The sequence below is a fragment of the Hylemonella gracilis genome (genome assembly GCF_004328645.1).
Taxonomy (GTDB): Bacteria; Pseudomonadota; Gammaproteobacteria; order Burkholderiales; family Burkholderiaceae_C; genus Hylemonella; species Hylemonella gracilis_B.
Map to the genome: position 1 here is coordinate 2,856,899 of NZ_CP031395.1, position 24,944 is coordinate 2,881,842.

The 24,944-nt window shown below is 66.5% G+C and carries 18 protein-coding genes and 2 pseudogenes; 1 reads left to right on the plus strand and 19 read right to left on the minus strand.

Going from position 1 to position 24,944, the window contains the following annotated elements; all coding sequences use genetic code 11:
• Positions 1-4 precede the first annotated feature (4 nt).
• From ispG to DW355_RS13435, 8 genes and pseudogenes are all read right to left on the minus strand, one after another.
• A complete protein-coding gene (ispG, locus tag DW355_RS13400) occupies positions 5-1,315 on the minus strand; it encodes a flavodoxin-dependent (E)-4-hydroxy-3-methylbut-2-enyl-diphosphate synthase (RefSeq protein ID WP_131280777.1) in 1,311 nt (436 codons plus the stop codon).
• Positions 1,315-2,577 (minus strand): helix-turn-helix domain-containing protein, encoded by a 1,263-nt coding sequence (locus DW355_RS13405; protein WP_165493197.1) that lies wholly within the window; start codon positions 2,575-2,577, stop codon positions 1,315-1,317. The genes ispG and DW355_RS13405 overlap by 1 nt, the downstream gene beginning before the upstream one ends.
• Complete coding sequence (pilW, locus tag DW355_RS13410) at positions 2,570-3,409, minus strand: type IV pilus biogenesis/stability protein PilW (RefSeq protein WP_131280781.1); 840 nt, start codon at positions 3,407-3,409, stop codon at positions 2,570-2,572. The genes DW355_RS13405 and pilW overlap by 8 nt, the downstream gene beginning before the upstream one ends.
• Entirely contained in the window at positions 3,406-4,599 is a 1,194-nt protein-coding gene (gene rlmN / locus DW355_RS13415) for a 23S rRNA (adenine(2503)-C(2))-methyltransferase RlmN (RefSeq protein WP_131280783.1), read from the minus strand. Before rlmN ends, pilW begins: the two co-directional genes overlap by 4 nt.
• Positions 4,600-4,632: 33 nt before the next feature.
• A complete protein-coding gene (gene ndk / locus DW355_RS13420; protein WP_131280785.1) occupies positions 4,633-5,058 on the minus strand; it encodes a nucleoside-diphosphate kinase in 426 nt (141 codons plus the stop codon).
• 149 nt (positions 5,059-5,207) lie between these two features.
• A pseudogene (locus tag DW355_RS13425) lies at positions 5,208-6,493 on the minus strand (pseudouridine synthase).
• A gap of 11 nt (positions 6,494-6,504) precedes the next feature.
• Positions 6,505-7,230 (minus strand): SMC-Scp complex subunit ScpB, encoded by a 726-nt coding sequence (gene scpB / locus DW355_RS13430; RefSeq protein ID WP_131280786.1) that lies wholly within the window; start codon positions 7,228-7,230, stop codon positions 6,505-6,507.
• A gap of 109 nt (positions 7,231-7,339) precedes the next feature.
• The gene (locus tag DW355_RS13435; RefSeq protein ID WP_207388142.1) at positions 7,340-8,449 is read right to left on the minus strand and encodes an RluA family pseudouridine synthase; all 1,110 of its coding nucleotides are present in this window, start codon (positions 8,447-8,449) and stop codon (positions 7,340-7,342) included.
• Between the two features lie 93 nt (positions 8,450-8,542).
• Here DW355_RS13435 and DW355_RS13440 point away from each other — a divergent pair, with 93 nt between their 5' ends.
• Positions 8,543-9,322, plus strand: coding sequence for an outer membrane protein assembly factor BamD (locus DW355_RS13440; protein WP_131280788.1), 780 nt, complete (start codon positions 8,543-8,545; stop codon positions 9,320-9,322).
• A 140-nt stretch (positions 9,323-9,462) separates the two neighbouring features.
• On the opposite strand, the gene DW355_RS13445 is transcribed toward DW355_RS13440, so the two are convergent.
• From DW355_RS13445 to DW355_RS13495, 11 genes and pseudogenes are all read right to left on the minus strand, one after another.
• Entirely contained in the window at positions 9,463-11,604 is a 2,142-nt protein-coding gene (locus DW355_RS13445) for an ATP-dependent DNA helicase (protein WP_131280790.1), read from the minus strand.
• Positions 11,591-11,806 (minus strand): YdcH family protein, encoded by a 216-nt coding sequence (locus DW355_RS13450; RefSeq protein WP_131280791.1) that lies wholly within the window; start codon positions 11,804-11,806, stop codon positions 11,591-11,593. The genes DW355_RS13445 and DW355_RS13450 overlap by 14 nt, the downstream gene beginning before the upstream one ends.
• A gap of 11 nt (positions 11,807-11,817) precedes the next feature.
• On the minus strand, positions 11,818-12,309 hold the full coding sequence (locus tag DW355_RS13455) for a hypothetical protein (RefSeq protein ID WP_131280793.1): 492 nt from the start codon (positions 12,307-12,309) through the stop codon (positions 11,818-11,820).
• 20 nt (positions 12,310-12,329) lie between these two features.
• A pseudogene (gene zapE / locus DW355_RS13460) lies at positions 12,330-13,429 on the minus strand (cell division protein ZapE).
• A gap of 138 nt (positions 13,430-13,567) precedes the next feature.
• Positions 13,568-14,995: a dihydrolipoyl dehydrogenase gene (lpdA, locus tag DW355_RS13465; protein WP_131280795.1), complete on the minus strand. Its 1,428-nt coding sequence runs from the start codon at positions 14,993-14,995 to the stop codon at positions 13,568-13,570.
• Positions 14,996-15,020: 25 nt separating this feature from the next.
• Positions 15,021-15,323 (minus strand): PspC domain-containing protein, encoded by a 303-nt coding sequence (locus DW355_RS13470; protein ID WP_131280796.1) that lies wholly within the window; start codon positions 15,321-15,323, stop codon positions 15,021-15,023.
• 22 nt (positions 15,324-15,345) lie between these two features.
• Positions 15,346-16,599: a 2-oxoglutarate dehydrogenase complex dihydrolipoyllysine-residue succinyltransferase gene (gene odhB, locus DW355_RS13475; RefSeq protein ID WP_131280798.1), complete on the minus strand. Its 1,254-nt coding sequence runs from the start codon at positions 16,597-16,599 to the stop codon at positions 15,346-15,348.
• Between the two features lie 98 nt (positions 16,600-16,697).
• The gene (locus tag DW355_RS13480; RefSeq protein ID WP_131280800.1) at positions 16,698-19,586 is read right to left on the minus strand and encodes a 2-oxoglutarate dehydrogenase E1 component; all 2,889 of its coding nucleotides are present in this window, start codon (positions 19,584-19,586) and stop codon (positions 16,698-16,700) included.
• Between the two features lie 340 nt (positions 19,587-19,926).
• Entirely contained in the window at positions 19,927-22,605 is a 2,679-nt protein-coding gene (locus tag DW355_RS13485) for a branched-chain amino acid ABC transporter ATP-binding protein/permease (RefSeq protein WP_131280801.1), read from the minus strand.
• 58 nt (positions 22,606-22,663) lie between these two features.
• On the minus strand, positions 22,664-23,542 hold the full coding sequence (locus tag DW355_RS13490) for a branched-chain amino acid ABC transporter permease (protein WP_131280803.1): 879 nt from the start codon (positions 23,540-23,542) through the stop codon (positions 22,664-22,666).
• Positions 23,542-24,735 (minus strand): ABC transporter substrate-binding protein, encoded by a 1,194-nt coding sequence (locus tag DW355_RS13495; RefSeq protein WP_131280805.1) that lies wholly within the window; start codon positions 24,733-24,735, stop codon positions 23,542-23,544. Before DW355_RS13495 ends, DW355_RS13490 begins: the two co-directional genes overlap by 1 nt.
• Between the last annotated feature and the right edge of the window lie 209 nt (positions 24,736-24,944).

A 24,944-nucleotide genomic window follows, 5' to 3' on the forward strand; every position in this document is an offset into this window, starting at 1 on the left:
AAGTTCATGCGGTCTCGGCCGCGCGGCCGAAACGCCTTTCGATGTAGTTTTCGACGATCTGGTGGAACTCGGCGGCGATGTTGTCACCTCGCAGGGTCAAGGCCTTCTCGCCGTCAATGAACACCGGCGCGGCGGGCGACTCACCCGTGCCGGGCAGGCTGATGCCGATGTCCGCGTGCTTGCTCTCGCCCGGACCATTGACGATGCAGCCCATCACGGCCACCTTCAAGGTCTCCACGCCCGGGTACTGCTTGCGCCAGACTGGCATCTGCATGCGCAGGAAGTCGTCGATCTGCTTGGCCAGTTCCTGGAAGGTCGTGCTCGTGGTGCGTCCGCAGCCCGGGCAGGCCGTGACGCTGGGCACGAACACGCGCAGGCCCAGGGCCTGCAGGATTTCGGAGGCAATCACCACCTCCTGCGTGCGCGACTCGCCCGGCTGCGGCGTCAGCGACACACGGATGGTGTCGCCTATGCCTTCCTGCAGCAACACGGACATGGCCGCCGCGGATGCCACCGTGCCCTTGGTGCCCATGCCGGCCTCGGTCAGGCCCAGGTGCAGCGGGTAGTCGCAACGGCGAGCGAGCTCGCGGTAGACGGAGATCAGGTCTTGCACACCGCTGACCTTGCAGGACAGCAGGACTTGCTCAGGCGCCATACCGAGTTCCACCGCGAGTCGCGCGGATTCGATCGCAGACGTCACCAAAGCTTCGTACATCACGGCCTTGGCATCCCAGGGCTGGGCACGCCGGCTGTTGGCGTCCATCAGGCTGGCCAGCAGCTCCTGGTCCAGGCTGCCCCAGTTGACGCCGATGCGCACGGGCTTGTTCCATTTCAGGGCCGCCTCGACCATCTGGCCGAACTGCCTGTCTTTCTTGTCACCCTTGCCCACGTTGCCAGGGTTGATGCGGTACTTGCTCAGTGTCTCCGCGCAGGCCGGGTACTGGGTAAGCAAGGTGTGCCCGTTGTAATGGAAGTCACCGATCAAGGGCACGGCGATGCCCATGCGGTCGAGTTGTTCACGGATGTGCGGCACGGCCTGGGCGGCCTCGGGCGTGTTGACCGTGATGCGCACCAGCTCGCTGCCCGCCTGAGCCAATTCCTTGACCTGGATGGCGGTGCCGATCACGTCGACCGTGTCGGTGTTGGTCATGGACTGCACGCGCACCGGTGCGTCACCGCCCACGGTGACGATGTTCGCGCCCCAGGCCACGCGGGCCTGGCGGCTGCGGCGCGGGGCCGGCGCGGCCCGCGCGATGGGCGTCGGCGACAGCGCCCAAGGTGCAGCCTGCGGATCGGGCTGGCGATCCAGCGACATCACTGCACCTCGAATTTCGCCTGGCCGTTCACGATGGTCGGCGTCAGATCGAAAGGCCGGCCACGCACCTGCACGGCCGTGACCTCGGGGCGCCCCACGATCACGGTCAGCGGGAAGGGGCCATTGACCACGCCCACTGGTGTGTTGGCTTCCAGCACGCGGTTGATGCGGATGGTGCCACTGGCGTCGGTCACCTGCACCCAGCCTGGCTCGCGCAGACGGAACACCACGGCGCCGGAACGGGAGAACTTGGGTTCTTCCTCATCGTCGGCATTCGCCACCGCCTGAGGCGCGGGCACGGCGGCGGCAGGCTGGGCAGCGGGCGCCACGGCGGCCGCGCGCGCGGGCACGGTGGCCAGGTTGGGCGCCGCGCCATTGGGCGAGGTCCCACGCGCAAGAATGGACGGCGTCGCGGACGGTGTCAAGGCCGCAGGGACGGCGGCCGTGGGCGGCGTCGCAGGCACGGGGCGGCTTGCACCGGCAGCCGGGGAGAAAGCCGAAGCCGCGCCGCCCTGCGCCGTGCCAGGCGTGGTCATGGGGGAGGTCACCAACGGTGCCGCCGGAATACTGGCCTGGGGCACGGCGGCGCTGGTGGACGAAATGCCCGGGCCAGCGTCGACCGCAACGTCCTTCGGCATGTCGTCGGCGGATTCAGCCACCGCGTCGCCGCTCTGCCCCTCGCTGGCGGACGGTGCCGCCGCCGGGCCAGCGGTGGTGGTGGTCTTGCTGGACGGGAACAGAATCAGGATCAGAGCGGCCAGCAGTACTGCCAGCGTGGCCAGCACCACCGGACGGGACAGATGCTCCCAGAACGGCGTCTTGGCGACATCGGCAGGGGTACGGAACGGCGCATTCAGCCCAGTTTCGTCGTTGGCGACCAGCTTAGGCGCGTTGGACTTGGGCAGGCGCGCCAGGATGGGCGCCGCGTCAATCTTGAGCGTGCGGCAGACGCTGGACGCCAGCGCACGGATGAACACGGAATCCGTGAGTTCCTCATGGCGATTGGCCTCGAGCGCTTCCAGCTTCTTGACCGAAATCTTCAGCGCCAGGGCCAACGAGGAAAGATCCACGCCAGCCGTCTCGCGTGCGTGGCGCAGCATGGCGCCGGCGCTGATGCCCACGTCGCCTTGGGTGGAAGGCTGGAAGGACGGTTGGAAAGCCGAGTCCGGGCCGGGCGAGGACTCGTCCGCCGCCGTCACGTTTTGCGCCGCGCCGTCCACGGCTTCAGCCTGCGTTTTCTCGTGCTTGTTCTCTTCATTCATCGAACGCTCTCCGATCATAGAAATCCAGTTCTTTCGAGCCCGGGTAATGCGCGCGCAACTGGCTGCCCAGGCGATCGCGCGCCTGCGGATGCCCCAGACGATGCTCGATCTTCGCACCCAACCACAAAGTTTCGGCGTTGGCCAAGGCGCCATTGTTATTGATGCGCTGAATGTAAAACCGGGCGTCTTGCGGCGCACCCCGCGCGTACAGAAGTTGTGCCAGGTTGTAGCCGGTCACGGGATTGCCCGCGTCCAATTCATGGGCCTTGAGCAGACTCTGCTCGGCCGGTCCGGCTTGGCCCGCGCGGATCTGGCACAAGCCCAGGCTCAACCAGGTCTTGGCACGCTCGGCATACGCCGGTTGCGCCAGGGCGCGCTCAAAGGAACGCGTCGCCTGCGCGAATTCACCTTGCTGGCACTGCAGCCAACCCTGGTTGTGCAATACGTCCGGATTGTCGCCGCCCAGGGACAGCGCCCGGCGGAAACTCTCCTGCGCCAACCGGGGCTCATCAAGCTTCATGTAGATGAGGCCGCGCAGGTTGTAGGCCTCCACGAAGCCGGAATCGATGGCCAGGGCCTGCTTGGTCTCGTCCAGTGCCACCGTGGGCTGGCCCCGCTCGTAATAACCCAGGGCCAGTTGCAGGCGCAAGCGGGCGCGACGGCGGGGCTCGGGTTCGTCCGACGCAGTCACGATGTCTTCGCCGCTCGCGCCCTGCGCACACGACTGCAGACCCGGCAGGGCAAACGCCAACATCAGCAAGGTCGTCCAGGCCCAGAACACCCGACGCTCCTCGTGCGCGCGCACACGTGGACGGGATTCGAAGCCGATCATGCCCGCACTCCCCCCGGGGGATGCCCGGCGCCCAGGGGCTGCAGCGGCTGCAGTAGTTGCCGCTGACGCGCCATGCGCGCGTCAACGCTGGTGCGATCCTGCACGTCGCCCGCCAGTTGGCCGCAGGCGGCGTCAATGTCGTCACCCCGGGTCTTGCGCACCGTGGTGACGATGCCCGCGTCAAGCAGAACCTTGGCGAAGACCTGCACGCGTTCGCCGGGCGAACGCTTCAGGCCCGACTCAGGGAAAGGGTTGAATGGAATCAGATTGAGCTTGCAGCCGACGCCATGCCCCTGGACGGCCGCGCGCTGGCGAAAGTCCTGCATCAGGGCCAGCAGCTCGCGCGCGTGCCCGGGCTGGTCATTCACCCCATCGAGCATGCAGTACTCGAAGGTGATGAAGTCGCGCGGCGCATGCGCCAAGTAGCGCAGGCAGGCATCCAGCAGTTCCTGGATCGGGTATTTGCGGTTGAGCGGCACAAGGCCGTCGCGCAAGGCGTCGTTCGGCGCATGCAGGGACACGGCCAGCGCCACGGGAATATCCTGACTCAGCCGGTCCACCATGGGCACCACGCCCGAAGTGGACACGGTCAGCCGGCGACGCGACAGGCCATAACCATGGTCATCCAGCATCACGCGCAAGGCAGGAACCAGGGCCGCGTAGTTCTGCAGCGGCTCCCCCATGCCCATCATCACCACATTGGTGATCACGCGGTGGTCTTCGCCTGGCTGCGGGCGCTGCCGGCGGGCACGCAGGAAATGCTCGGCGAACCAGAGCTGGGCAACGATCTCGCCCGTGCTGAGGTTGCGGCTGAATCCCTGGTGGCCGGTGGAGCAGAAGCGGCAACCGACGGCGCAACCAGCCTGCGAGGACACGCACAAGGTGCCCCGGTCGTCCTCGGGAATGTAGACCGCCTCAACGGCGTTGCCGCCGCCCACGTCGAACAGCCACTTGATGGTGCCGTCCGCCGACTCCTGCTGGGCGATCACGGACAGGCCTTCGATGCGGGCCGACGTCTTGAGTTTGGCGCGCAAAGACTTGGCCAGATCGCTCATCTGGTCAAAGTCGCTCGCGCCCCGCTGATGGATCCAGCGGAACAGCTGGGTGGCGCGGAAACGCTTCTCGCCCAAGCGCTCGCAAAAAACGGCCAGCCCGTCAAGATCGAAGTCGAGCAGATTGGCCGTTGTCATGAGATGGAAGCACGCCACGCGGGCGCGCAAGTTTCAGCGGCTGTAGACGTTCATGCCGGGGAAGAAGAACGCCACTTCGGCGGCGGCCGTCTCAGGCGCGTCGGAACCGTGCACGGCGTTGGCGTCGATGCTGTCGGCAAAGTCGGCACGGATGGTGCCCTTGTCGGCCTTCTTGGGATCCGTCGCACCCATCAGGTCACGGTTCTTCAGGATGGCGTTGTCGCCCTCGAGCGCCTGGATCATCACCGGGCCGGAGATCATGAACTTCACCAGGTCGTTGAAGAAGGGACGCGCCTTGTGCACCGCGTAGAAGGCCTCCGCGTCGGCTTGCGACAAATGAACCATCTTGGCCGCGATGATCTTCAGGCCGGCTGCTTCGAAACGGGCGTAGATCTGACCGATGACATTCTTGGCAACGGCGTCGGGCTTGATGATGGAAAGGGTGCGCTGGATAGCCATGTGCGTTGTTCCTGTGATGGGCTTGAGGTTGTAGTCGTGCAGTGATCGGCCGCTCGCAGCAAGCGAGCCAGCCAAATCAGGCAAAGTCGAGCATTTTAACCGCTCGCCAGCGGGTTTACACCCGGAGGATGGCAAAAATCCTTGCCAAATCAACGGCCTCGGCCGCCACCTCCACGACCGCCGGTCGACTTGCGGCCACCACGGCCCGCCGCGCCGCTTCCACCTCCGAAGCCACCACGCCCACTGGGACGGCCCGGCCCCTTGTCCTGGCGCTGCCGGATGAAGCTATCGTGCCCGATGTAGCCCTGCGACGTCTTCATGGGGTCGGGCTGCGCACCCTGGCCGCCGCCCTGTCCACCCTGACCGCCGCGGGGGGTTTGCCACCCGCAGCCTTGCCGGACTTGCCCGCGCCACCCTGGCGCGGTCCACCAGCCGCTCCACCATTTCTGGCCCCGCCCGCCTTGCCCGCGCCCGGCCGGCCGCGCGCGGGTGCACCACCCGAATCCGCTTCCGAGGGATTGCCGGCCGCGCGCATCAGCGCATTGATGTCGCGCTCGTCCAACTCCATCCAGGCCCCGCGCTTCAAGCCACGCGGCAACACCATCGCGCCGTAGCGGATGCGGATCAGGCGGCTGACCGCGTGCCCCACGGCCTCGAACATGCGTCGCACCTCGCGGTTGCGACCCTCGGAAATCGTGACGCGGTACCAGACGTTGGAACCTTCACCGCCGCCCTCCTCGATGCTGCCGAACTGCGCGGTCGTGTCGTCCAGTGGCACGCCGCTGAGCAGGCGTTGCTTCTCCTCGTTGCTCAAGGCTCCCAGCACGCGCGCGGCGTACTCACGCTCCAGACCGAAACGCGGGTGCATGAGTCGATTCGCGAGGTCGCCGGAGCTGGTGAACAGCAACAGACCTTCGGTGTTCAGATCCAGCCGCCCCACCGACTGCCACTTGCCCTGCGGCAACTTGGGCAGGCGACGAAACACGGTCGGCCGATTCTGCGGATCATCGTGCGTGACCACCTCGCCCACGGGCTTGTGATAGGCGATGACCCGGGCCGGCGGCGGTGCGATGCGAAAGCGGATGGGCTTGCCGTTGACCTTGATCTGGTCCCCGAACTGGATGCGCTGACCGATGTGCGCGGGCTCGTTGTTGACCGAGATGCGCCCTTCCATGATGAGCTGTTCCATCTCCAGGCGCGAGCCCATGCCGGCCTGGGCCAGCACCTTGTGCAGCTTGGGTGTCTCGGCCTGCGGCTGCAGCACGCGCTTGGCCGGTGGAGGCAACTCGGCCGCGGCCTCGTCCGCGTCGAATGCGCCAGAGACCACCGCCGCAAATCGGTCGTCCGGCGTGGCCGCCGGCGCGACAGGCACGCCCTGCGGCGGGGGTCGCGATCCGCCCGCTTGCGCCTCCTGGGTCAAACCCTCTTCGCTCATGCCGTCCGTGTTCATCCCTGTTGTTCCTCTGTCGTTCCAGTAGACGTCGAACCGGCCGCGTCCGTGGCCTCCATCGCGCCGCCTTCCACCAGCGGCGCCTGCGCCTGCGGGCCCATCCGATCGCTCGGCGCATCACCCGTCACGTCGGCGGTCTCCTCGGTCGCTGCGTCTTTGTGCAACTCAGCCGGCAGTTCCGACAGCATGTCCAGCACTGTGTCTTGGGACTGTGGTGTTTCCATCAAGGGCAACTGGTCGATCGAGGCCAAGCCCAGATCGTCGAGAAACTGCCGCGTCGTCGCGTACAGACCCGGGCGCCCCGGTGCTTCGCGATGGCCGACCACCTCAATCCAGCCGCGATCCTCCAGTTGCTTGATGATCAGCGAATTGACCGTCACGCCCCGGATGTCTTCCATGTCGCCGCGCGTCACCGGTTGGCGGTAAGCGATGATGGCCAACGTCTCCAACGTGGCGCGGGTGTAGCGCGGCGGTTTTTCCGGATGCAGGCGGTCCAGGTACTGGCGCATCTCGGGGCGACTCTGGAAGCGCCAGCCCGAGGCCACGCAGACCAGCTCCACGCCACGCTGCGTCCACTCCTGCTGCAATTCATCCAGAAGGCCCTTGAGCGTGTCGGCCCCCAGCGCGCCATCGAACAGCACGACCATGTCGCGCAGCGGCATGGGCTGCTGCGCGCAAATCAAGGCGGTTTCCAGAACGCGCTTGGCCAGACTCGTATTCATGTCAAAGGGCAATCCGCATCGTCACGATGCGCGAAAGAAGGGTCAAGAAGAGATGGGAGGAGCGCGCCGGTCCGGACCGGCAGGCCGATGCATCGTCATGGCACGGCTGTCACGCTTCCTTCGGCCCTCGGGGCAAGGGCGAATTCGGTGTTTCCTGCGCGGCATTGTAGTCCAGCCCCAAGGCGGCGCAGGCGTCTCGCAGGTCGCCCGGCGGCGGCGCATGGAAGACCATGGCCTCGCCGCTGATCGGGTGCCGCAAGGCGAGTCGCCAGGCATGCAGGGCCTGCCGTTGCAGGCCTGCCGCAGGTGCACCGCCGTACAGGCTGTCAGCGATCAGCGGGTGGCCGATCGAGGCAGCGTGGACGCGGATCTGGTGCGTCCGCCCCGTATGCAAGGTGCAGCGCAGCAGGCAGGCGCCATGCTCCAGACCCAGGTCCGGCCTGGGCGCGGCGTTACACAGAAGCTCGAAGGTGGTCCGCGCCGACTTGCCTGGATGCCGCGCCAGATCGACCACGGCCATGCGCAGGCGATTGGCGGGATCGCGGCCGATGCCATCCTGCGGCGCCCCTCCCACGTCGCGCAACGCAGGCCCGGTCCACGTCCGCCGCGCCAACGCCAGGTATTGCCGACTCACCTCGCGGGCGGCGATCATGCGCACCAGCGCCTCCATCGCGACGCGCGTGCGCGCCACCAACATCAGACCGCTGGTGTCCTTGTCCAGGCGATGCACGATGCCGGCACGCGGCAACTGGGCGGCCGCCTCGCCGCGTCCCTGGTCCCGTCCGAGCAGGCCGTTGAGCAGGGTGCCGCTCCAGTGACCGGGCGCCGGGTGCACCACCAGACCCGCCGGCTTGTGGATGACGAGCAGATGCGCGTCCTCGTGCACGATGTCCAGCGCCATCGTCTCCGGCTTGAAGGCCTGGCTCTGGGGTGTCGGACGCAACTCGATCAGGCCGGAATCCCCAGCGCGAACCTTGTGGGCCGGCTTGCGCAGAACCAGGTTGGCAGGCGGCTGACCCGAGGAAACCGCGCCGGCCTCGATCAGCTGCTGCAGGTAGCTGCGCGAGAACTCGGGGACCAGTTCGCTCAAGGCGCGATCCAGCCGCTGGCCATGCAAGGCGGTCGAGATCCGCCAGGGCCGCCGCTCCAGCTCGACCTCGCCCGCTTCACCTGCCTCACCCCCTTCACCCTCCACGCCTTCCCCATCCTCCACCGACATGGGCACGGACATGTCCACCGCGCCCAGCGGAAAAGCGCGCCCCGAGGGGTCGACTTCTATAATCCCTGCCTTTGATTTCAACGGTTTTCCTTGATGCTGCGCGCTAAATTATCGGCTGTCCTTTCCATCGTGCTGCCGGTCACGCTGGCCGTCCTGCTCTCCGCCTGCTCGAGCACGCCGGACGACCCCACGGCGAAGATGAAACCCGAGGAGATCCTGGAGCAGGCGCGCGAGGAAGTCCGCAACTTCCAGTACGCCCAGGCCGTCACCCTGTTCGAGAAATTGGAAGGGCGCGCCGCGGGCACCTCGCTGGCCCAGCAGGCCCAGCTCGAAAAAGCCTATGCCCAGTACAAGGATGACCAGCCCGCGCAGGCCGTGTCCACCCTGGACCGCTTCATGCGCCTGCACCCGGCCAGCCCGGCCATCGACTACGCCCTGTACCTCAAGGGGTTGGTCAACTTCAACGAAGACCTGGGCCTGTTCTCATTCATCACGCGCCAGGATCTGTCGGAACGCGACCAACTGGCCGCCAAGGAATCCTGGTCGGCCTTCAATGAGCTGGTGACGCGCTTCCCGGATTCGCGCTACAGCACCGATGCGCGCGCGCGCATGGTCTACATCATCGACACCCTGGCTCGCTACGAAGTCCATGTGGCGCGTTATTACTTCAGCCGCGGAGCCTACGTGGCCGCCGTCAACCGCGCCCAGCAGGCGATCTCGGACTACCGCACGGCACCTGCGCTCGAAGAAGCGCTGCAGATCCTCATCGCGTCCTACGAAGCCTTGAACATGCCGCAGTTGCGCGACGATGCGCGGCGCGTGCTGGTGACCAACTACCCGAACAGCGCCTACCTCAAGGGCGGCGCCCACTGAACGCCGGGGCGCGCGCGGAAGACACCCCCCTGACAGACACCCTGTCATGCGCCCGGCCCCGGCCCCGGCCCCGGGCGCGTCGGCGCCGAGCGGCTGGCGCCGCGCCGCGCCGCCCGTGCCTGCTGGACAGCTGGGCAGCCTCAGCCCGCGCGCAGCGCGGCCAGCCAGGCCAGGGCTTCGGCCTCCGTGCCCAGGCGCTGCATCGGCGGCAGGCCCGCGAGGAGGCGACGCCCATAACCCATCTGGGCGAGGCGGGGGTCCCCAATCACTAGCAGGCCCCGGTCTGATTCGCTGCGGATCAGGCGTCCCGCGCCCTGCTTGAGCGCCACGGCGGCTTCGGGCAAGTGGTAGTCGTTGAAGGCGCTGCGTTGCGCGGCCTCCAGTCTGCGACTGCGCGCCTGCACCAGTGGGTCGCCTGGCGGAGGAAAGGGCAGCTTGTCGATCACCACCAGTTGCAAGGCGTCGCCCGGAATGTCCACCCCTTCCCAGAAGGACGCGGACGCCACCAGCACGCAGCCCAGCGCGGGTGACTCGGCGCCCCGCCGCAAGCGCTCCAGCAACTCGCGCTTGGGCCGCTGCCCCTGGCACAGCACCTCCAGGCGGCTTGCACTTGGAGGTACCGTTCCCTCTGGGGCTTGCACCGCCTCCGCCAGCAGCTCTGGCAGGCGCTCACCGATGTCACGCAAGGCGCGCAAGGTCGTCGTCAGTACCAGGGTGCGCCCACCGAGCGTCGGTGCGAAGCGGGCCACCAAGGCGGCCACGGCTTCAGCGTGCCGAGCCTCACCGGGCTTGGGAAACACCGGCGGCACGTAGAGCGCGGCCTGCCGCGCATAGTCAAAGGGGCTGCGCACGCGCAGCACACGCGCATCCTGCAGGCCGCAGGGCTCGGTGAACCAGCGCAAAGTCTCCTCATCGCCCAGAGTCGCGGAGGTGAAGATCCAGGCTCGGGACGCCGCACGGGGCGCTCCGTCCGTGCCGTGCCCCGGCTCATCCTGCGCCGCATCGGGCACAGGGGGAATCAGGCGCGCGCGCACCGTGTCGGCGATGTCCAGAGGCGATTCGATCAGCCGCAATTGCTGCGCCACTTCCAGCCAGCGCACGGCTTCGGGAGAGGCCGGCGCCAGAAAAAACGTGGCCAGCGCGGTCAGGTCACGCGCCCGATCCGCCAAACGCAGGAAATCCGGACCCAGTTCATCAACGTGCGTCAGGGCCGCGCGCGCGTCCTCGCAAGCCTGTTGCAGGCCCTGCAGGGCTGCTGCCCAGGCATCCGCGTTCAGGCGCTCGGGCGTGGCGTCGCTCCAGCTCAGACGCAGGCCACCCGTTGGGGCACGCCCCGCGCACAAGCGCAAGTCCTGGATGGCATGTTCGATGGCACCCGTGAGCTGGCGCCAGTCGGCCAGGCCCCGCGCCTGCTGCAGGCCCGTGGCCAGCAGGTCGCGCGCAAAGTCCAGCACTTGGCTGCTGGACAACTGGCGGCCGAGGAACTGCACGCCGGTTTCATTGAGCTGGTGAGCCTCGTCGAAGATCACGGCGTCCACCGTCGGCAGCAGTTCTGCCATGCCGGACTCACGCACGGCCAGATCGGCGAAGAAGAGGTGGTGGTTGACCACCAGCAGGTCCGCGGCCAGGGCCTCGCGTCGTGCGAGGTTGACATGGCAGTCGCGATAACGTGGACAGTCCTGCCCCAGGCAGTTGTCGCGCGTGGACGTGATGAGCGGAATCAGGGGCGAGCGTTCGTCCAGACCCGGCAGCTCGGCCAGGTCCCCCGTGCGCGTCTGCCGGGCCCATTGCTCGATGCGTGACAGCGCATGCGCGGACGGGCCCGAGGCGGCATGGCCGGACGTCGCGCCCTGGCGCGCCTGTTCCAGACGGTGCAGGCAAAGGTAACTGGCGCGTCCCTTGAGCAAGGCCGTGCGCAAAGGCAGGCCCAGCAATTGAAGCAGGCGCGGCAGATCACGGCCATGCAACTGGTCCTGCAGGGTTTTGGTCGCGGTGGACAGCATCACGCGCTGGCCACTCAGCAGCGCGGGCACGAGGTAGGCATAGGTCTTGCCGACGCCGGTCCCGGCCTCCACCACCAACACTTCGCGACGCGACAAGGTGTCGGCCACGGCCAGCGCCATCTCGGTCTGCCCGTCTCGCGCCCGGAACGACGGGAAACCGCGCGCGAGCAGCCCGCCCTCGGCAAAAGCTGCCGAGACTTCCGCACGCAGGCTGTCCGCGACAACTTGCCGCGGCAAGGCCGGGGCCACCTGTCCCTCGGCGGTCTCAGGCAGGCTCATCGGGCATGAGCTCCCGTTCAAGGCGAGCAATCTCGTCACGCAGCGCCAGGCGGCGTTTCTTCAGGCGACGCAGGGACAACTCGTCATTCGTCTGTGCCACCCCCGCCTGCTCGCCCATGCGGTCGATCATGGCATCCAGGTCGGCATGTTCGATGCGCAGCTCGATCAGGCGGCGCTGCGGGGAATGGAGGTTGGCGTCCACCGGGCCCCTGCTCATCGGCCCGCCGGCGCGGGCGCATTGCCGCGGGGCGGGGTACGACCACCTGCGCGTGCAGCCTCCTGTTGCTCACGCGCGGCCTCCTGTCGCGCGCGCTCGGCCTGGCGTGCCTCGACCCGTTGCTTCTGCGACTCCACCTCGGCCGTGCGCTTGGCGTCGTCGAGCACAATCTCCTCGCCGCGCAACCGATCGGCCACGACACGGCGAGCGCGACGCGCGTCTTTCAGGCAGGCGTTCACCGCGAAACGCTGGTAACAGTCGACTTGCGCTTCCTTGTACACAGCCGCGGCCTGTTCCCGCTCATGCTTGATGCGCGTGCGCTCTTGCCTGTCGTGTTCAGCGTCATAGGGCATCGGCACCGGTACCGGCGCCGAGGTCTGTGCCTGCGCAGCGCCAATGCACAGCAGAAGCGCGGCCAGCCCCGTCGCAATCACACCCACATCCTGCCCGGTGACACGGAGGGGGAAGAAAACAAAAAACGGCCTCATGGACCGGCACTGTACGCCGCTCATGTCAAGCGCGTGTCCACCACGCGACGTTCCTGCTCCAGGAACTCGCGCGACTGCATTTCGTTCAGGCGCGACACGGTACGGGGAAACTCGTGCACCAGCGGCCCCTCCGTGTACAGCTCCTCGGGGGGACGGCCGCGGAGAGAATGAGCTTGACCCGTCGGTCGTAGAGCACGTCGACCAGCCAGGTGAAGCGCCGCGCCTCCGACGCCATGCGCACCGGCATGTGTGGCACGTCGCTCAGAAACACGGTGTGGAACTGCGAGGCGATTTCCAGGTAATCGTTCTGCGAGCGGGGGCCGCCACAAAGGGTCTTGAAATCGAACCAGACCACGCCGCCCGCCTTGCGTCGGGCGCGGATTTGGCGCGACTCGATGTGCAGCACCGGGTCTTCGTCACGCGCCTCGGCCAGTTCGTTGAAGGCCTGTTCCATGGCGGCATCGGCCTCGGGACCGAGCGGCTGGTGGTAAAGCTTCACGCGCTCCAGCGTGCGCTGCCGATAGTCCGTGCCGTTGTCCACATTGATCACGTCCATCTCCCGGTTCAGCAAGGCGATGGCGGGCAGGATGCGGTCACGGTGCAGACCGTTCGGATACAGGTCGTCCGGCTTGAAATTGGACGTCATCACCATGCCCACGCCGTTCTGGAACAGCGCCGACAGCAGGCGGTGCAGGATCATCGCGTCGGTGATGTCGGCGACGTGGAATTCGTCGAAGCAGATCAGCTTGTAGCGTTCCGCGATGCGCTCGGCCAGCGCATCGAGTGGATTGACCGTGCCTTGCAAGTCGGCGAGCTCACGATGCACCTCGCGCATGAATTCGTGGAAGTGCAGGCGCGTCTTGCGCCGCAGCGGCACGGCCTGGTAGAAGCAATCCATCAGGAAGCTCTTGCCACGCCCGACCCCACCGTACATGTACACCCCCATGGGAATGTCCGGGTGGTTGATGAGCTTCTTGAAGGCGTTGGAGCGCTTGTTCTTGTAGAGGAACCATTCGCCCGCGCAGCGCTCCAGCGCCTGCACGGCGCGCAACTGCGCGGGGTCGCTGCGGTAACCCCGCGTCTTCAGTTCCGACTCGTATGCCTCGAGTACCGATGCCACGTAAGAAAACCTTTACCAAGCACCGCCGGGCCACCCACAGGCGGTTGCGGCGTCAAAACCAGTCAGCGTGCGGCGCGAAGCTGCTCTGGGCGGGAGCGACCCCCACGCGGTGGGCGGGCGTGGGGGCCTCGTCATGCCTCAGAAGTTCAGCGTGCGCTTGTCCACGGCCAGGGCCGCTTCCTTGGTGGCTTCACTCAAGGAGGGATGCGCGTGACAAATGCGCGCGATGTCCTCGCTGCTGGCCTTGAACTCCATGGCAACCACGGCCTCGGAGATCAGCTCCGACACCATGGGGCCGACCATGTGCACGCCCAGGATTTCATCGGTCTTGGCGTCGGCCAGGAACTTCACCATGCCCGTGGTGTCGCCCAGGGCACGCGCACGGCCGTTGGCCAGGAAAGGGAAGGTACCCGCCTTGTAGGCCACGCCCTCGGCCTTGAGCTGCTGCTCAGTCTTGCCGACCCAGGCGATCTCGGGACTGGTGTAGATGACCCAGGGGATGGTATTGAAGTTCACGTGACCATGCTGGCCGGCGATGCGCTCGGCCACGGCCACGCCTTCTTCTTCCGCCTTGTGCGCCAGCATGGGACCGCGCACCACGTCGCCCACGGCCCAGACGCCGGGCAGATTGGTCTTGCACAGCTCGTCCACCACGATGGCACCACGCTCGTCCAGCTTCAGGCCCACCGCCTCGGCGCCGAGGCCGATGGTGTTCGCCGTGCGACCGATGGAGATGATGAGCTTGTCCGCTTCCAGCGTCTGGGCTTCGCCCTTGGCGTTGGTGTAGGCGATGCTGACACCTTTCTTGGACGACTTGACCTCACCGATCTTGACGCCCAGTTCGATCTTCAGGCCCTGCTTGTCGAAGGCCTTCTTGGCTTCCTTGGCGATCTGTTCGTCCACCGCGCCCAGGAAGGTCGGCAGGCCTTCGAGCACGGTCACGTCCGCGCCCAGGCGGCGCCATACCGAGCCCATTTCGAGGCCGATCACGCCGGAACCGATCACGGCCAGCTTCTTGGGCACGCCGCCGATGCGCAGCGCGCCGTCGTTGGAGAGGATGTTCTCCTCGTCGAAGGGCGCGCCCGGCAAGGCACGCGCGTTGGAGCCGGTGGCCACGATAACTTGCTTGGCCACCAGGGTCTCGTCGGCGGCGCCCTTGACGGCGATTTCATAACCACCGTCAACGGCTTTGACAAACGAGCCGCGACCATGGAAGAACGACACCTTGTTCTTCTTGAACAGGAAGAGGATGCCGTCGTTGTTCTGCTTCACGACCGCGTCCTTGCGGGCGATCATCTTGGCCACGTCCATCTTGACGCCCGTGGCCGTGATGCCGTGCTCCGCGAAGTGCTTGTTCGCGTGCTCGAAATGCTCGGACGATTGCAGCAAGGCCTTGGAGGGAATGCAGCCCACGTTGGTGCAGGTGCCCCCCGGCGCCGGGCCGCCCTTCTCGTTCTTCCACTCGTCGATGCAAGCGGTGTTGAAGCCCAGTTGGGCGGCGCGGATGGCGGCGATATAACCACCAGGGCCGCCGCCGATAACAATAACGTCAAATTGTTTGGACATGATGTTCAGTGAGTTGAGTACGCGATCATTCGCGCGGCACAAGGATCCAGAGTAGGAGGTAGGCGAGAAGACCGAAACCGCCGAAGCAGACAAACAAGATGAAAATCAGGCGCCAGACCCAGCTGGTCACCCCTGAAGTCAGCGCCAGTCCACCGCAGACCCCGCCTATCCAGCGATCCGACGAACTGAGGCGCAGGCCATTGACGGCCTCTAGACCGGTGGCATGCACCCCAAGCAGCTTGGCCTTCGCCTGACCAAATTCCGCTTCACTCAAGGTACCGCGCTGGCGCAGTTCCTCAAGTTTTTTCAGTTCGTCGGCGAGCGACATCTCTGTCACCAATGGGTGTCAATCAGATGTCGAACAGCAGACGCGAAGGATCTTCCAGCGCATCCTTCATCGCGACCAGTCCCAGCACGGCTTCGCGGCCGTCGATGATGCGGTGGTCGTAGCTCATGGCCAGGTAGTTCATCGGGCGCACCACGATCTGGCCGTTTTCGACCACGGCACGGTCCTTGGTGGCGTGCACGCCCAGGATGGCCGATTGGGGCGGGTTGATGATGGGGGTGGACATCATCGAGCCGAAGGTGCCACCGTTGGAGATGGAGAAGGTGCCGCCCGTCATCTCTTCGATGCCCAGCTTGCCTTCCTGCGCCTTTTTGCCGAACTCGGCGATCTTCTTCTCGATGTCGGCGAAGCTCATCTGGTCGGCGTTGCGCAGGATGGGCACCACCAGGCCGCGCGGTGAACCGACGGCGATGCCGATGTCGAAGTAACCGTGGTAGACGATGTCATTGCCGTCCACGCTGGCGTTGAGCACGGGGTACTTCTTCAGGGCATGCACGGCCGCCTTGACAAAGAAGGACATGAAGCCCAGCTTGGTACCGTGTTCCTTGGTGAAGGAATCCTGGAACTTCTTGCGCAGCTCCATGACCGGGGCCATGTTCACTTCGTTGAAGGTGGTCAGAATGGCATTGGTCGACTGCGATTGCAGCAGACGCTCGGCCACGCGCGCACGCAGACGCGTCATGGGCACACGTTGCTCGGGGCGCTCGCCCAGGTGCAGCGAAGTGCTCGGCGCGGACACCTGCGGCAAGGCCTTGGCCGGTGCGCCGGTCGGAATGGCAGCGGGTGCCGGCTTGGCACCACCGGCCACGGCCGACAGCACGTCACCCTTGGTCACACGGCCGTCCTTGCCGGTGCCAGACACGGAGCCGCCAGCCAGATTGTTGTCGGCCATCAGCTTGGCGGCGGCGGGCATGGCCACGCCGGCCTTGGAAGCCGACACAGCCGCCGCGGCGGCGGGGGCAGCGGCCGGGGCAGCCGCGGGCGCCGCTGCTGCGGGCGCAGCCGCGCCGGCCTTGCCTTCGGTGTCGATCCTGGCGATGACCTGCTCGGCCGTCACCGTGCCGCCGTCGCCGACCACCAGCTCGGCCAGCACGCCTGCTGCGGGGGCCGGCACTTCGAGCACGACCTTGTCGGTTTCGATCTCGATCAGGATCTCATCGACGGCCACCAGCTCGCCGGCCTTTTTCTTCCACTGCAGCATGGTGGCTTCCGACACCGATTCGGACAGCTGCGGAACCTTTACTTCTACGATAGCCATTTGATTCTTCCGTTATGGGTTTGCGTTGGGAGGGGTGCGACAAAGGCCAGCATGAATTCAGTTTGAATCCTGCTGGCCCTCGCCGTCTGACGATGTCTTTACTTGGTGAGCACGAAGCCCTTGAGCTTGGAGAAGGCGGCCTCCACGAGGGCCTTTTGCTGCTCCTGGTGCAGATGGGCGTAACCCACGGCCGGCGAGGCCGAGGCGGCGCGACCGGCGTAACCCAGCTTCTGGCCATCCAGCATGTTTTCGTGGATGTTGTGCTGGATGAAGAACCAGGCCCCCTGGTTCTGCGGTTCATCCTGGCACCACACGATCTCGGTGGCGTTCGGGTACTTCTTGAGTTCCGCGCCGAAGACCTTGTGCGGGAAGGGATAGAGCTGCTCGACGCGCAGGATGGCGACGTCGTCCAGGCTCTTTTCCTCGCGCTTCTTGACCAGGTCGTAATAGACCTTGCCCGAACAGCAGATCACGCGCTTGACCTTGGCGTCCGCGGCGATTTCCTTCTGCTCGCCAATGACGGTCTGGAAACCGCCCTTGGTGAACTCGGACAGCGGCGAGGTGGCGTCCTTGTTGCGCAGCAGGGACTTGGGCGTCATGATGACCAGGGGCTTGCGCAGCGGGCGCACCATCTGACGGCGCAGCACGTGGAAGATCTGGCTGGCCGTGGTCGGCTGCACGATCTGCATATTGGTGTCTGCGGCCATCTGCATGAAGCGCTCCAGGCGCGCCGAGCTGTGCTCCGGACCCTGGCCTTCGTAGCCATGCGGCAGCATCAGCGTGATGCCGTTGACACGACCCCACTTCACCTCGCCGGAGGCGATGAACTGGTCGATCACGACTTGGGCGCCGTTGGCGAAGTCGCCGAACTGGGCTTCCCAGATCGTCAGTGTGTGCGGATCGTTCGAAGCGTAGCCGTATTCAAAGGCCAGCACCGCTTCTTCCGACAGGATGGAGTCGATGACGGTGAACGGTGCCTGCCCTTCGCCCACGTTCTGCAGGGGAATGTAGGTGCCTTCGTCGTACTTCTCGCGCTTCTGGTCGTGGATCACGGCATGGCGGTGCGTGAAGGTGCCACGGCCACAGTCCTCGCCCGACAGACGCACCGGGTAACCTGCGGCCACCAGGGACGCAAAGGCCATGTGCTCGCCCATGCCCCAATCCACGGGCACATCGCCCCGGCCCATGGCCGCGCGGTCGTCGTACACCTTCTTGACCAGTTGGTGCGGCGTCACGCTGTCGGGAATGGTCGTCAGCTTCTCGGCCAGGCGTTTCCATTCGGCCAGCGGCAGGGCCGTGTCGGCGGCGTCCGTCCACTTCTTGTCCAGGAAGGGCGACCAGTCGACGGCGAACTTGCTCTTGAAGTTGGTCAGCACCGGGTCCACCGTGTGCTTGCCGGCGTCCATGGCGGTACGGTAGGCCTTGACGAATTCGTCCGGACCATCGGCCGGGAGAATGCCCTGCGTGACCAGCTTGTCGCCGTACAGCTTGCGGGTGCCCGGATGGCTGCCGATCTTCTTGTACATCAGCGGCTGGGTCAGGCTGGGGGTGTCCTGCTCGTTGTGGCCCAGCTTGCGGAAGCACACGATGTCCACCACCACGTCGCGGTGAAACTCCATGCGGTATTCCAGCGCCAGCCGGGTGGCCAGCACCACGGCCTCGGGATCGTCGCCGTTGACGTGCAGCACGGGCGCTTCGATCATCTTGACGATGTCCGTGCAGTACAGCGTGGAGCGGCTGTCACGCGGGTCGCTGGTCGTGAAGCCGATCTGGTTGTTGATGACAATGTGGACCGTTCCGCCGGTGGTGTAGCCCCGGGTCTCGGACAGCGCCAGCGTTTCCTGGTTCACGCCCTGGCCAGCGATGGCCGCGTCGCCATGCACCAGCACCGGCAAGACCTGCTTGCCGTCGGCATCGCCACGGCGGTCCATGCGAGCGCGCACCGAACCTTCCACCACGGGGTTGACGATTTCGAGGTGCGAAGGGTTGAAGGCCAGGCTCAGGTGGACCGGGCCGCCGGCGGTGGACACGTCCGACGAGAAGCCCTGGTGGTACTTCACGTCACCGGAAGGCAGCGCTTCGGGCGCGGTGTGGTCGAACTCGGCGAACAGGTCCTTGGGCATCTTGCCCAGGGTGTTGACCAGCACGTTCAGGCGGCCGCGGTGAGCCATGCCGATCACGACTTCCTGCACGCCCTTGGCGCCGGCCTGCTGGATCAGCGCGTCCATGGAGGCAATGAAACTCTCACCACCTTCCAGCGAGAAGCGCTTCTGCCCCACGTACTTGGTGTGCAGGTAACGCTCCAGGCCTTCCGCGGCCGTCAGGCGATCCAGAATGTGTTTTTTCTGTTCGGCCGTGAAATTGGGGTTGGTGCGGGTGCTTTCCAGCTTCTGCTGCCACCAGCGCTTTTGCGTCTGGTCGGTGATGTACATGTACTCGACACCGATGGTGCCGCAATAGGTCTCGCGCAGCGCATTGAGCAGCTCGCGCAGCGACATCGTCTCGCCGGGGAAGAAGGTGTTGCTGGTGTTGTAGACCGTTTCCTGGTCGGCGTCGGAAAAGCCGTAGAAAGCGGGATCGAGCTCGGGAATCGGGGGACGCTCGGTGCGCTTGAGCGGATCCAGATCGGCCCAGCGCGCGCCGACGTTGCGGTAAGCGGCGATCAGCTGCTGCACCGCCGTGCGCTTGCGCCCCATCTCGGAGTCGGCGCCGGTGGCCATGACCACCTGGGTGACGCCCTGCTTGGCGCGTTCCGCGAAGGCGTTGATGACGGGCAGGTGCGGCACGTCGCGGCTGTTGCTGCCGTCCACGGCGGGCACGTGCTGCAGCGCGTCGAAATAATCGCGCCAGTTGTCGGGGACGCTGCCGGGATTGGCAAGGTAGTTCTCGTACATCTCTTCGACGTACGGGGCATTGCCACCGAACAGATAGGTGTTGTCGCTGTATGTCTGATAGACAGACGACGTGGAGCCTGTGGATTCGCTCATCTTGCGCTGACCTCCGTTTCCCTGCAGGAAACTTTGACTGGTTTAAGAAACCTTCCGCGGCACGGCTGAACCGGTTGGCGGATGCGACTGTGGCTGGAAGGGCCCAAGGGCGGCTCCATGTGGATACCCCGCCCCTCAGTACGGACGGGATTGTGCCACCGAAACAGGCCCGTCGCGCAAGCGGACGGGAACGAATTCACGAGCAAGGGGAATAAGGACATCCGCGATCAAGGGCGCGCCATGCCCACCACGTGGCCCGCAGGCAGCAGACACGAAGGGGCCTCGCTTCCGCCAGACTACCTCCCGCCTGCCGGCGGGTTTAACAGGGTTACATCGCTCTTCAGGCAGGCAACGGCGCCGATTTCGCCTGCCGCCCCAGGTAGGCCTGGGCCAGCGCGCCGTCCGCCGCGATCTCGGAGGCCGTGCCCTGGGCCACGATGCGACCACCCTCGATGACGTAGGCGCGGTCCGCCAGGGCCAGCGCGAGGCCAGCCATCTGGTCTACCAGCAGCAGCGTCATGCCCTCGCGGCGCAACTGGTCCAGCGCGGCAAACAGCTCGGCGATGACTTTGGGCGCCAGGCCCAACGAAGGCTCGTCCAACAGCAGGATGCGCGGGCGCGACATCAGCGCACGCGCGATGGCCAGCATCTGCTGTTCGCCGCCCGAAAGCAGCCCAGCGCGCTGGTGCAAGCGTTCGCGCAGGCGCGGAAAGCGCCTCAGCTGTTCCTCCACCCTCGCCTCGCGGTCTTGGGGTCGCAAGAAGGCGCCGAGCCGTATGTTGTCCAGCACGCTGAGCTCAGGAAAGACCTGGCGCCCCTCGGGCACCAGCACCACACCCCGCGCCACCACCTGCTCGGCGCCGAAGTTCTTAAGCTCCTGACCCTCGAGGTGGATGCCCCCTTGCACCGGTCGGTGCAAGCCCGCGAGTGCCTTCATCAAGGTCGACTTGCCCGCGCCGTTGGCACCCAGCAGGGCCACCACCTCGCCCTGGCGCACCTGCAGATCGATGCCGTGCAGCACCGGCTCGGCGCCATAACCCGCGACCAGAGAGCCGACGCCCAACATCTCGGGACGTTGCCCGACGCCGCTCGGGACCACCACCGCGCGGGGCTCACCGCGCCTCACCGCCGGGCCGCCCGAAGGTGCGGCTGCCCCCTCAGGGGGCAGCGACCCGTGCAACGGCGGAGCGTAGGAGTCAACAATGTCCACCGACTCCCCCAAATACGCCTGCTGCACCGCCGGGTCGGCCTGCACCTGGGCGGGCGGGCCCACGGCCAGGCGCACACCCGCATCGAGCACCACCACCTGGTCGCTGATGCCCATGACCAAGGCCATGTCGTGCTCCACCAGCAGCACCGTGACGCCCACGTCGGCGATGCGCCGCAGCAGCGCGCCCAGGCGCGCCTTGTCCTCGCGCGAGAGGCCGGCCGCGGGCTCGTCCAACAGCAGCGCCTCGGGGTCGACGGCCAGCGCACGGGCGATCTCCACCAGGCGCCGGTCCACATGCGGCAGATCAGCCGCCAGCGTGTCGGGGTGCCCGGCGTAGCCACACCAGCGGATCAGTTCAACTGCCCTCGCGGTCAACGCGGGATCGATGCGCCCGGCCGCGCCCAGCAGCGGCCCAAGCCGCCCGCGGCGCATGGCCAGCATCACGTTGTCCAGCACGCTCAAGGACCCGAAGAGCTGCGAGGTCTGGTAGCTGCGCGCCACGCCCCGGCGCGCGATGCGCATCGCATCCAGGCCCGTCAGGCCCTCGCTCCCAAGCGCGAAGCCCCCCTCGGTGGGTCGGTAGAAACCGCTCAGCATATTCAAGGCTGTGGACTTGCCCGCGCCATTGGGACCGATCAGGCTGGTCACGGCCGCGGCGGGCGCCTCGAAATGCAGGTCGGACACGGCACGCACGCCGCCGAACTGCATGCTCAGGCCTCGCGCGGTCAGAGGCCGACGTGCGCGTCGAGGCAAGACCGCGGCAGGGTCTGCAGCGGCAGCGGGCGACTCGGCCCGCGCTGCGTCCGCCGCCTTGGGCTCGGCCAAGGTCGGCGGCCGCAGCCGCACTCTCAGGCGACGCAACATCCCGGCCAAACCATCGGGCGCAACCCAAAGCACCACCAGCAGCAACACGCCGAAGAAGAGCAGGCGGTATTCCTCCAGGCCCGACAGCAATTCAGGCAGCAGCCCCACGATGACCGCGCCAATCAGCGGCCCCGCCACCGAACCCGCGCCGCCCAGCATGACCACCAGCACAAACAGAATGGACTGGACAAAACCAAAGGTGTGCGGTGTCACGAAACCGGAGAGCGGCGCGAACAGCGCGCCCGCCGCCGCCGCGCAGAGCGCCGACAGCGCGAAGGCCACGGTCTTGATCACCAGCGGGTTCAGGCCGATGGATTCGGCGGCCGTCTCGGCGTCACGCACCGCGCGCATGGCCGCGCCCCAGGTGCCACGCGCCAGCCAAGCGTACAGCGCCAAGGCCAGGCCCGCCGCTGCGATGGCCAGCAATGCCATGGCGCGTTCGCCCTGGGCCAGGCCGCCCAGGGCCGGGCCGGCGATGCCCATGATGCCGTTCTGCCCGCCGGTGAGCGCGCCCGCCTCGACGATGCCGTGCTCCACGATGAAACCGAAGGCGATGGTGATCATGGCCAGGTAAGGCCCCTTCACGCGCAGCGCGGGCAAGGCCAGCAGCGCGCCACAGGCTGCACCAAGCAGTGCCGCCAACGGCCAGGCCAGCCAGAAGCTCAGGCCCGCCTTGCTGGTCAGGATGGCCACCGTGTAAGCGCCGATGGCGTAGAAGCCCACATGGCCGAAGGACATCTGGCCCGTCAGGCCGATCAGCACGTTCAGTCCCACACCCACGATGGCCAGCAGGGCCACCTGGGCCAACACAAACACCCAATACCCATTGAGTGACAGCGACAGACCCGCGCCGAGGGCGAGCACAGCCAGGCAGGCCGCGATCTGCAGCGGCGTGCCCAGACCGAGCAGAACGCCGCCCTGCTGTTCCTTGTTCTTCAAAATCACAGGCTGATCTCCATGCTGCGCATAGCGGTGCGAGTGCCTTCGGGCATCTGGGTGGCGTTCATACCTTCTTCACTTCCGCGCGGCCGAACAGGCCGTTGGGGCGCCAGGCCAGCGCCGCGATCACCAACGCGAAGGTCAGGATCTGGGTGTAGCCCGAACCCAGCGTGGTGGTGATGGTGGCCTCCACCAGGCCAAAGATCAGCCCGGCGATCATCACGCCCCAGGCGCTGGTGATGCCGCCCAGGATGGCGACCGCGAAAGCCTTGAGGCCGAACAGCGTGCCCATGTCCGAATGCACGTTCATCAGCGGCGCGATCAACACGCCCGCAATGCCCGCGAACAGAGCGGAGAGCGCGAAGACCAGCGCCACCGCGCGGCGAATCGGAATGCCCATGAGGCGGGCCGCCGCGCGGTTCTGCACCACGGCCAGCATGGCCGTGCCCCAACGCGTGCGGCGCGACAGGTAGTGCAACACCGCTGCCAGCGTCAGCCCCACGACCGGAATCAACAACTGCAGCGGATAGACACCGAGCCCCAGCCCGCCCACTTCGAGCGGCGACTGCGCCAGGGGCGACGGCAGGCTGCGCGGCTCCTTGCCGTAGGTGGCCATGACCACGTTATCGAGCACGATGCCCAGGGCCACGGTGGCCATCAGCCAGGCGTCCGAACCGCGGTTGACGAAAGGCCGCACGGCCAGCAGTTCCACCAGCAAGCCATAGGCCGCGCACAAGGCCAGGGCCAGCAGCACGGCCGGGTAGCCGGGCCAGCCCAGGGTCTGCGCGAAGGTGTAGGTGAGCACCGCGCCCAGCATCATGGAGCTGCCTTGGGCGAAGTTGACCGTGCCGCTGACGGCGTAGGTCACATAAAAGCCCAGGGCCATCAGCCCGTACATGCTGCCCAGGCCCAGGCCGCTGACCAGCGCGGATAACACCAACATCAGTTCAAACCCACCGGCACGATCTTGTTGTCGATGAACTGCGCCCAGACGTAGTCATCGGCCAACACGGCGTCGTGCACCTCAGGGCTGAAGGGCTTGTTGTAGGTCTTGATCAGGCCTTCGTACTTGCCGATCTTGTAGAAACCCTGGCGCACGGCGTCGCCCTCGGTCGAACCCGCGGCCTGGATGGCCAGCGCCGCCAGGTGCACGCCGTCGTAGGCATTGGCCACGCCCACGGCCGGGGTGATGTCGCCGGGGCCCTTGACGTTGGGGTACTTGGCCATCATGGCCTTGATCACGCGCTCACCCACGGGCGACTGCTTGCCGAAGAAGCTGTAGGTCTGCACGAAGTGCACGTCCTTGGCGTTCGGACCGGCCAATTCGGTGAAGCGGCCGCCGGCCGGACCCCAGTGCGAGACCACCGGCACCTTCCAGCCCATGCGCTCCAGCGACTTCACAACTTGGGCCGAGGGGCCGACGTTGCCCACCAGGAACAGGGTGTCCGCACCCGCCGCCTTCAGGCGCGTGAGTTGCGGCACCATGTCCACGTCATTGGCCTCGTACTTTTCCACGCCAGCCGGCGTCACGCCCTTGGCGGCCATGGCGGCCTTCAGACCCTTCTCGTTGCTCTCGCCCCAGGGGTTGTTCACGAGGATCAAGCCCGGCTTGGCCGTCTTGAAGGTCTTCTGCGCGTAGGCCAGCATGCCCACATCCACGATCTCGTCCACGGCCGAAACGCGGAAGGCGAAGTTGGGCTTAGCGCCATTCTGGGTGATGCCCGTGCCCGCCGCCCAGGGGCCCATGAAGGGCACTTTCTCCTGGTTGATCAGCGGCACGATGGCCATGGAGACCGGCGTGTCCAGGCCGCCAAAGATGATCGCCACCTTTTCGCGGTAGATCAGCTCGCGCGCGGCCACCACGCCCTTGGCGGGGTTGGCCTCGTCGTCGCGGCGCACCAGCTCCAGCTTGCGACCGCCCAGCAGGCCGCCCTTGGCGTTGATCTCGTCGATCGCGAGTTGCATGCCGCGCGTGATGGCCTCCCCGGCCAGCGCCGACTGGCCGGACAGCGCGGTGACCAGGCCGATCTTGATGGGTTCGGCCGCCAGGGCCGGCGCTGACACGGCGGCAGCAGCCAGGCACAGGCCGGCGGCCAGCAGGCTGCGGCGACCGACGGAAAAGGAAAAGCGCTTCATGGCATGACTCCAGGTGAGGGATGGAAATGGACGGCCCCGCGGGCTCGGCCTCACCATGCAAACGACGTGCCAATGTTGCCAATTTGGGTTTTTTCCTGTTATCACTTGAATAACAATATTGTCAACAATATGGCATGTCTTTTGCGAGCACGTTTTGAAACGCCCAGCCCCACACCTCCTGGTGCACCCGGCACCAAAACAGGGACGAA

Excerpts from the sequence above, each read along its gene's own strand:
- DW355_RS13495 (WP_131280805.1), bottom strand. The coding sequence starts at position 24,735 with ATGAAGCGCTTTTCCTTTTCCGTCGGTCGCCGCAGCCTGCTGGCCGCC.
- ispG (WP_131280777.1), bottom strand. The coding sequence starts at position 1,315 with ATGTCGCTGGATCGCCAGCCCGATCCGCAGGCTGCACCTTGGGCGCTG.
- DW355_RS13405 (WP_165493197.1), bottom strand. The coding sequence starts at position 2,577 with ATGAATGAAGAGAACAAGCACGAGAAAACGCAGGCTGAAGCCGTGGAC.
- odhB (WP_131280798.1), bottom strand. The coding sequence starts at position 16,599 with ATGGCTATCGTAGAAGTAAAGGTTCCGCAGCTGTCCGAATCGGTGTCG.
- DW355_RS13490 (WP_131280803.1), bottom strand. The coding sequence starts at position 23,542 with ATGTTGGTGTTATCCGCGCTGGTCAGCGGCCTGGGCCTGGGCAGCATG.
- lpdA (WP_131280795.1), bottom strand. The coding sequence starts at position 14,995 with ATGTCCAAACAATTTGACGTTATTGTTATCGGCGGCGGCCCTGGTGGT.
- ndk (WP_131280785.1), bottom strand. The coding sequence starts at position 5,058 with ATGGCTATCCAGCGCACCCTTTCCATCATCAAGCCCGACGCCGTTGCC.
- pilW (WP_131280781.1), bottom strand. The coding sequence starts at position 3,409 with ATGATCGGCTTCGAATCCCGTCCACGTGTGCGCGCGCACGAGGAGCGT.
- DW355_RS13470 (WP_131280796.1), bottom strand. The coding sequence starts at position 15,323 with ATGTCGCTCGCCGACGAACTGAAAAAACTTGAGGAACTGCGCCAGCGC.
- DW355_RS13435 (WP_207388142.1), bottom strand. The coding sequence starts at position 8,449 with ATGTCGGTGGAGGATGGGGAAGGCGTGGAGGGTGAAGGGGGTGAGGCA.
- DW355_RS13480 (WP_131280800.1), bottom strand. The coding sequence starts at position 19,586 with ATGAGCGAATCCACAGGCTCCACGTCGTCTGTCTATCAGACATACAGC.
- scpB (WP_131280786.1), bottom strand. The coding sequence starts at position 7,230 with ATGAATACGAGTCTGGCCAAGCGCGTTCTGGAAACCGCCTTGATTTGC.
- DW355_RS13440 (WP_131280788.1), top strand. The coding sequence starts at position 8,543 with ATGCTGCGCGCTAAATTATCGGCTGTCCTTTCCATCGTGCTGCCGGTC.
- DW355_RS13455 (WP_131280793.1), bottom strand. The coding sequence starts at position 12,309 with ATGAGGCCGTTTTTTGTTTTCTTCCCCCTCCGTGTCACCGGGCAGGAT.
- DW355_RS13445 (WP_131280790.1), bottom strand. The coding sequence starts at position 11,604 with ATGAGCCTGCCTGAGACCGCCGAGGGACAGGTGGCCCCGGCCTTGCCG.
- rlmN (WP_131280783.1), bottom strand. The coding sequence starts at position 4,599 with ATGACAACGGCCAATCTGCTCGACTTCGATCTTGACGGGCTGGCCGTT.